This is a genomic window from Pseudomonas rossensis (genome assembly GCF_039888995.1).
In the GTDB taxonomy this organism is placed as follows: Bacteria; Pseudomonadota; Gammaproteobacteria; order Pseudomonadales; family Pseudomonadaceae; genus Aquipseudomonas; species Aquipseudomonas rossensis.
In genome coordinates, this window is the sequence record NZ_JBBWCB010000211.1 from 1 (window position 1) to 6,354 (window position 6,354).

Annotated in this window: 2 protein-coding genes; both read right to left on the minus strand. The window is 64.5% G+C overall.

Going from position 1 to position 6,354, the window contains the following annotated elements:
• Positions 1-3,460 (minus strand): amino acid adenylation domain-containing protein (locus WLY71_RS28920; protein WP_347806292.1); only part of this gene is annotated, 3,460 nt, incomplete at its 3' end.
• Positions 3,461-3,547: 87 nt separating this feature from the next.
• Positions 3,548-6,354 (minus strand): amino acid adenylation domain-containing protein (locus WLY71_RS28925; protein ID WP_347806293.1); only part of this gene is annotated, 2,807 nt, incomplete at its 5' end.

The following is a 6,354-nucleotide window of genomic DNA, read 5'->3' on the forward strand; positions in this document are numbered from 1 at the left end:
CACCTGCTGCGTGATCCAGTGTGGCCAGGACGTTTTCGGCCAGTGCGCTCAGGTTGTCAGTGTCGAACGGCTGGCGGCTGGCACTGACCGGTTTCGGTGTGCTCGGCAGGGTTGGCGCCCAGCTTCCGTCCGCCTGTTGGGTCAGGCCCAGTTGCAGTGCACGGTGTTGCTGTTGCAGAGCCTGCACGGCGCGGTTCAGCACTTCGAGGCTGATCGGCGTATTCAGCGCCACGCAGCGCCAGTCCGCCGCCAACGGCCCGGCTTCGAGACGGGCGTGTTGACCTGCGGTCAGCGGTACATTGCGCGCAGCGCTGGTGGTGTCGCGGCTGTAGTTCGCGCCTTGGCTGATGACCGCCGAAATTTCAGCGATGGTGCGGTTTTCGAACAACTGCTTGGGGGTCAGCTTCATGCCGCGCTGGTGAGCACGGGCAATGATTTGCAGGTTGAGAATAGAATCGCCGCCCAAGGCGAAGAAGTTGTCGTGAATCCCCACGCGCTCGACTCGCAACACATCCTGCCAGATCTCGGCGAAGGCGATTTCCACCGCGTCACGCGGGGCTTCGTAATTGTCCTGACTGGTCGGGGCATCGGGCAGTGGCAGGCGAGCGATGTCCGGTTTGCCGTTAGCGTTCAGCGGGATGGCGTCCAGGGCGATGAAGTCTGCCGGCACCATGTAATCCGGTACGCGCAGGGCCAGGTCATAACGCAGTTTGTCCGCCGACATTGAGGTGCTGGCCACCAGCCAGGCAATCAGGCGCGGCGTCTCGTTGGCCGGGTGCACGACGCGGACCAGCACTTGCTGAATGTTGCTCGACAGGCGTTTGATTTGCGCTTCGACTTCGCCCAGCTCAATGCGGTAACCGCGCAATTTGACCTGGTTGTCGACGCGCCCGAGGAACGCCAGTTCACCGGATTCCAGCCAGCGCACACGGTCGCCGGTGCGGTAGGCGCGGGGCAGGTCGGCAACGGCGGTGAAGCGTGCGGCGGTTTGCACCGGATCACCCAAGTAGTCGATGGCCAGACCTTCGCCACCGACCCACAATTCACCCGGCACACCGACCGGCACGGAGTGACCGTGGCTGTCGAGTACCCGCAGGAGCCGGTTCGGTTGCGGATGGCCCAGCGGTTGTACGCCGGCCAATGGCTGGTCGATGCGCGACAGGCAAATGCCGACGGCGCTTTCGGTTGGGCCGTAGTGGTTGTAGACCGCGAGTTCCGGGCGCAGCGCACGGATAGTGTCCAGCAGCGAGCCGTGCAGCGCTTCGCCACCGAGCAACAAGGCGCGGCGCGGCAGCAGACGCACGTCAGGATGCGCGGCGAGCAGACCGTGCAGGTGGTTGGGCGTGAGCTTGACCAGGTCCGGGGTGAAGTCGGCAAAGCACTGGGCCAGGGCGTTCGGGTCAGCGCGGGTATCGTCGTCCACCAGCAGCAAGCTGCCACCACTGACCAGCGCACCGAACAACTGGGTGTAACCGAGGTCCGCCGCGAAGGTCGATATCAGCGCATGGCGCCACGGTTGTTCAGCCTCGGCACAACCCAGTTCGGCCAGAATGCCGCTGACATAAGCGACGATGGCGCGATGGGACAGGCGCACACCTTTCGGCGTCCCGGTGGACCCTGAGGTGTAGATCACATAGGCGCAGGCCTGTTGATCCACCGCGGGCAGGTCGATCCCGGTGGCGCGGGCCGAGGCCTCGATCACCTGCGCAGAGGCGATGTCGAAGGTCGGCACGCCGATGATGAAATTCACATCGGCACTGGCCATCAGCGCACCCAGGCGCGAGGCCGGTTGGCCCAGGTCCAGCGGCAGGAAGCAAGCGCCGGCCTGCATTACCGCCAATAGCGCGATCACTGCGTCGTTGCTACGGGGCAGGGCCAGTGCGACGCGATCACCGTGTTGCACACCGCTCTGGCGCAAGGCGTTGGCCAGTCCAGTCGAGGCTTCAAGCAGCTCGCCGTAGCTCAATGCGCCATGTGTGTCGCGCACGGCTTCACGCTCGGGATGGCGGCGGGCCTGAGCGGCGATCAATTCATGCAGCGGAGCATCCGGCACTTCAAGGGTCGCGCCGTTGCCCCAGGTGCGGGTCAGGTTCAGTTCCTGCATCGGGCACAACGGCACTTCGGCCAGTGGCCGGTTGGCGTCGCGGCTCAGTTCGTCGAGCAGCGTTACCAACTGCTCCATCAGGCGAGTGCCGGCCGCATCGGACAAGCGTTTGCGCTGATGCACCAAGTGCAGGTGCAAACTGTCGCTTTCCATCGAAGCGATCAGCGACATCGGGTAGTTGTTGCGCCCGCCGGTGTGGCGCAACGGCGCGGTGTGTTCGGCATCCGGCAGCCCGACGAGGCCCTCGTCGATCTGATCCAGCTCCCGGGGGAACGGGAAGTTTTCGAACACCATGATTGCTTCGAACAACTCGCCACCGGGCGGCAGCGCGGTCAAGGCCCGCAGACTGGCGAGCGGCGTGTGTTCATGCTCGCGCATCTCGGCGTTCCAGTCCTGGATGCCCGCCAGCCATTGGCCAACGGTCGGCGCCTCGTCCCAGCGCACCCGTAGCGGCAGGGTATTGATGAACAGACCAACCATGCGCTCGACACCGCTCAGGCGCTGTGGACGCCCGGCGACGGTGACGCCGATCAAGGCTTCGTCGCTGCCGTTATGGCGCCCCAGCAGGTAAGCGTACGCCGCTTGCAGCAGGGTGTTGACGGTCAGGTTGTTGTCACGGGCGAAGCTACTCAGGCGCGCAGTCGTTGCGGCATCCAGCACACGCTGGTGTTCGGTGCAGGGCAGGTGCGCGTCCACAGGGTCGGCGAGCAGGCCACGCGGGTCCGACTCGGGCACGCGAGTGGTGTTGGCGAAATCCGCCAGGCGACTGCGCCAGAACTCATCGGCGGATGGGCGTTCGCTGAGGTAGGCCACGTAGTCCTGGAACGGTCGCACCGCTTCCAATGCCGCGTTTTGCCCGCGACGGGCCGCGCGATACAGATCGCGCCAGTCCGCCAGCAGCGAACCGACGCTCCAGCCGTCGAGCAACAGGTGATGGTGCGTCCACACCAGCGACCAGTGCGCTTGTCCGTTCACATCGTCCAGACGCGCCAGGGTCAAGCGCATCAGCGGCGCGGCACCCAGTTCGAAAGCTTGTGCGTGATCTTCTGCCGCCAGGGCCGCCAGCCCTTGCGGGTTACCGCGCAAATCGACTTCGCGCAACGGCAGATCGACTTCCTTGAGGATGACCTGATAAGCGTCGTCCAGCTCTTCCCAGAGAAACGCCGTGCGCAATACCGCGTGGCGTTGCATCAGCGCAATCCAGGCCTGGCGGAACGCGTCGAGGTCGAGCTCACCGGCCAGGCCGATGTTCATTTGCTGGTAATAAACCCGGGATTCCGGTGCATAGGCTTCGTGGTACAGCAGGCCTTTTTGCAGCGGCGTCAGCGAATAGATGTTTTCGATTTGGTCATGCATGGCAGCAGTGTTCAATCCAGAAAATCGTAGAGGCACGTGCGCCGTGAGCGGCGCACTCCGAAGTCAAATTCAGGTCGAGGTCTGGGCTCACTTCTTCGGCCCCAGGCGTTTGAGCAGGGTGTCGAGGGTCGCCTGGTTCATGCCTTTGGCCAGCGGGAAGTCCGACGGCATCAGCGTCCCGGCCTGCGGGTCGAGGCAATGCCCGACCAGTGCTTGCAGGTGTTCCAGCAGGCGAGCGGGCAAGCGGCTGTCGGCGGCCGGGGTGACGCTGTGCCATTCGACACGCAGCACGCCGTCTTCCAGCCAGGCCACCACTTCGCGGCCGTGGGTCACCCGGTTGGCCAACGCCACTTCCGGCGGAGGGGTCAAGGTGCTGGCGCGCAACCAGCCCTGTGGCGTTTGCTCATGCCCCAGGTAGTTGAACAACACATCGCCACGCCCCCACGGCAACTCGCCGCGCTGACGCAGCAGTCCGTGCCCGAGGCCCTGACCCGGCACGGCGCGCAAGGCTTCCTTGGCGTTGCGCACCCGATCGCCGGGGGCACCACTGGAGTTCACACGCAGCGGGAACAGGGTGGTGAACCAACCGACGGTGCGGCTGACATCCAGGCCTTCGAACGGTGCATCGCGACCATGACGCTCCAGATCGACCACGATGTCGGCGCGGCTTTCGGCTTCCGCCAAGGTGGCGGCGAGGGCGGCGATCAGCAGTTCCTCTGGCTGTGTGCGGTAGGCGGCGTGGGACTCGGTCAGCCACTGATGAGTGCGTGCGGTGTCCCAACGGGCGGACAGCGTCTGCCGCTCGGCAACCGTGGCCACCGGCGCACTGTTCGCAGTGATCTGGGCGTTCCAGTAGCGCTGTTCGGCGCTGACCGCAGCGGCATGGGCGTGCAGATACTCGGCCCATTGCCGGTAGGACGTGGTTTTCGCCGGCAGACGCGGGTTCTCGCCACGTTCCAGCCCTTGATACAGCTGCTGGAAATCTTCCAGTAACGGCGTCCATGACACCGCGTCGACGACCAGGTGATGCGCGACCAGATACAAACGTTGCGGCTCGCCTTCGAGCAACGCAGCGGCGAACAGCGGACCGTGTTGCAGGTCCAGGCTTTGCGCGACCTGTTGCAGTTGCTCCAGGTGTTCGCAGCACGTCAATTGTGCAGGTTCAACCGGCGCGATCTGCGCCTGCCATTGCCCGTCAACCTCAGTGAAACGCAAGCGCAATGCATCGTGGTGGGCGACCAGACGGTCAAGGGTCGCCTGCACGAGGTCTGGCTGTAGACGCCGGTCGCTGTCGGCCAGCACCGATTGATTCCAGTGCGCGGCCTGCGGCTGCTGTTGGTCGAAGAACCACTGATGCAACGGCATCAGCGGCATCGCACCGGTCACATCGCCTTGTTCGGCCAGCGTCAGCAACGGACTGGCCACTTGAGCCAATGCCGCCGGGGTCGGCGAACGGAACAGGTCTTTCGGCGTGAGCGAATAACCCTGTTCACGCAGTCGCGAGATCAGTTTCAGACCGAGAATCGAGTCACCGCCCAGGGCGAAGAAGCTGTCCGAAGTCCCGACTTCACGGCCACCGGTCAAGGCTTCGCCAAGCAGTTCACCGAACAACTGGCAGAGCAGGGCTTCCAGTTCGTTGCGCGGTGCGACGTGGTCTTCCTGAGTCTGCGGCAGTGGCCGGTTGGCCAAGGCCTTGCGGTCGATCTTGCCGTTAGTGGTCAGGGGCAGGGCCGGGACTTCGACCCACACCGCCGGCACCATGTACGCCGGCAACTCGGCGCTGAGCAGCGCGCCCAGCTCCGATTGTGCGGCGCTGCTGCTGTAGAACGCCACCAAGCGGTTGTCGATCACCAGGGTGCAGGCACCAGTGATACCAGGCTGGTTCAACAGCGCCGCATCGATTTCCCCCAGTTCGATCCGCTGACCGCGCAGCTTCACCTGATGGTCGAGACGGCCGAGGTACTCGATGTTGCCATCGGCGAGGAAGCGGCAGCGGTCGCCGGTGCGGTACAGGCGATCACCGTCGATGAACGGGCTGGCGAGGAAACGTTCCTCGGTCAGGTCCGCACGTTTCAGGTAACCGCGAGCCACGCCGACCCCGCCGATGTACAGCTCGCCGATACTGCCTATTGGCAGAGGTTGTTGCGCCTCGTCGAGGATGTACAAACGCAGGTTGGCGATCGGTTTGCCAATCGGCACGATCACGTCGTCCACCGAACAGCGCCATACCGAGACGTCGATGGCCGCTTCGGTCGGGCCATAGAGGTTGACCAGTGCCGCCCGGTGTTGAGTCATGAAACGCCGCACCAGATCCACCGGCAGCGCTTCGCCGCTGGCGAACACCTGACGCAGGCTGTGGCAGTTGACCAGGCTCGGTTCTTCGACAAAGGCTCGCAGCATCGACGGCACGAAGTGCAGGGTGGTGACCTGCTCTTGCTGGATCAATTGGCTGAGGTACGCCGGGTCACGATGGCCGTCCGGGCGAGCGATCACCAGCGTGGCGCCGGTGATCAACGGCCAGAAGAATTCCCACACCGACACGTCGAAGCTGTACGGGGTTTTCTGCAAGACGCGGTCGTTCGGGCCAATCGGGAAGGCGTCCTGCATCCAGTGCAGACGGTTCATCAAGGCGCCGTGTTCGTTCATCACGCCTTTTGGCTGGCCGGTGGAACCGGAGGTATAGAGCACGTAGGCCAGGTCGCTTGGGCTGACGCTGATCGGTTCACCGCTTTCTGCTTTTGGTAACGCATCCAGGGTCCAGGCGTTGTGCCCGACCGGCAAACGCGCCAGCCACTGCGCTTGGGTCAAGGTGACCTGTGCATCAGCGTCCGCGATCAGGAACGCCAACCGTGCAGCCGGCAATTCCGGATCGAGCGGCAGCCACGCCGCGCCGG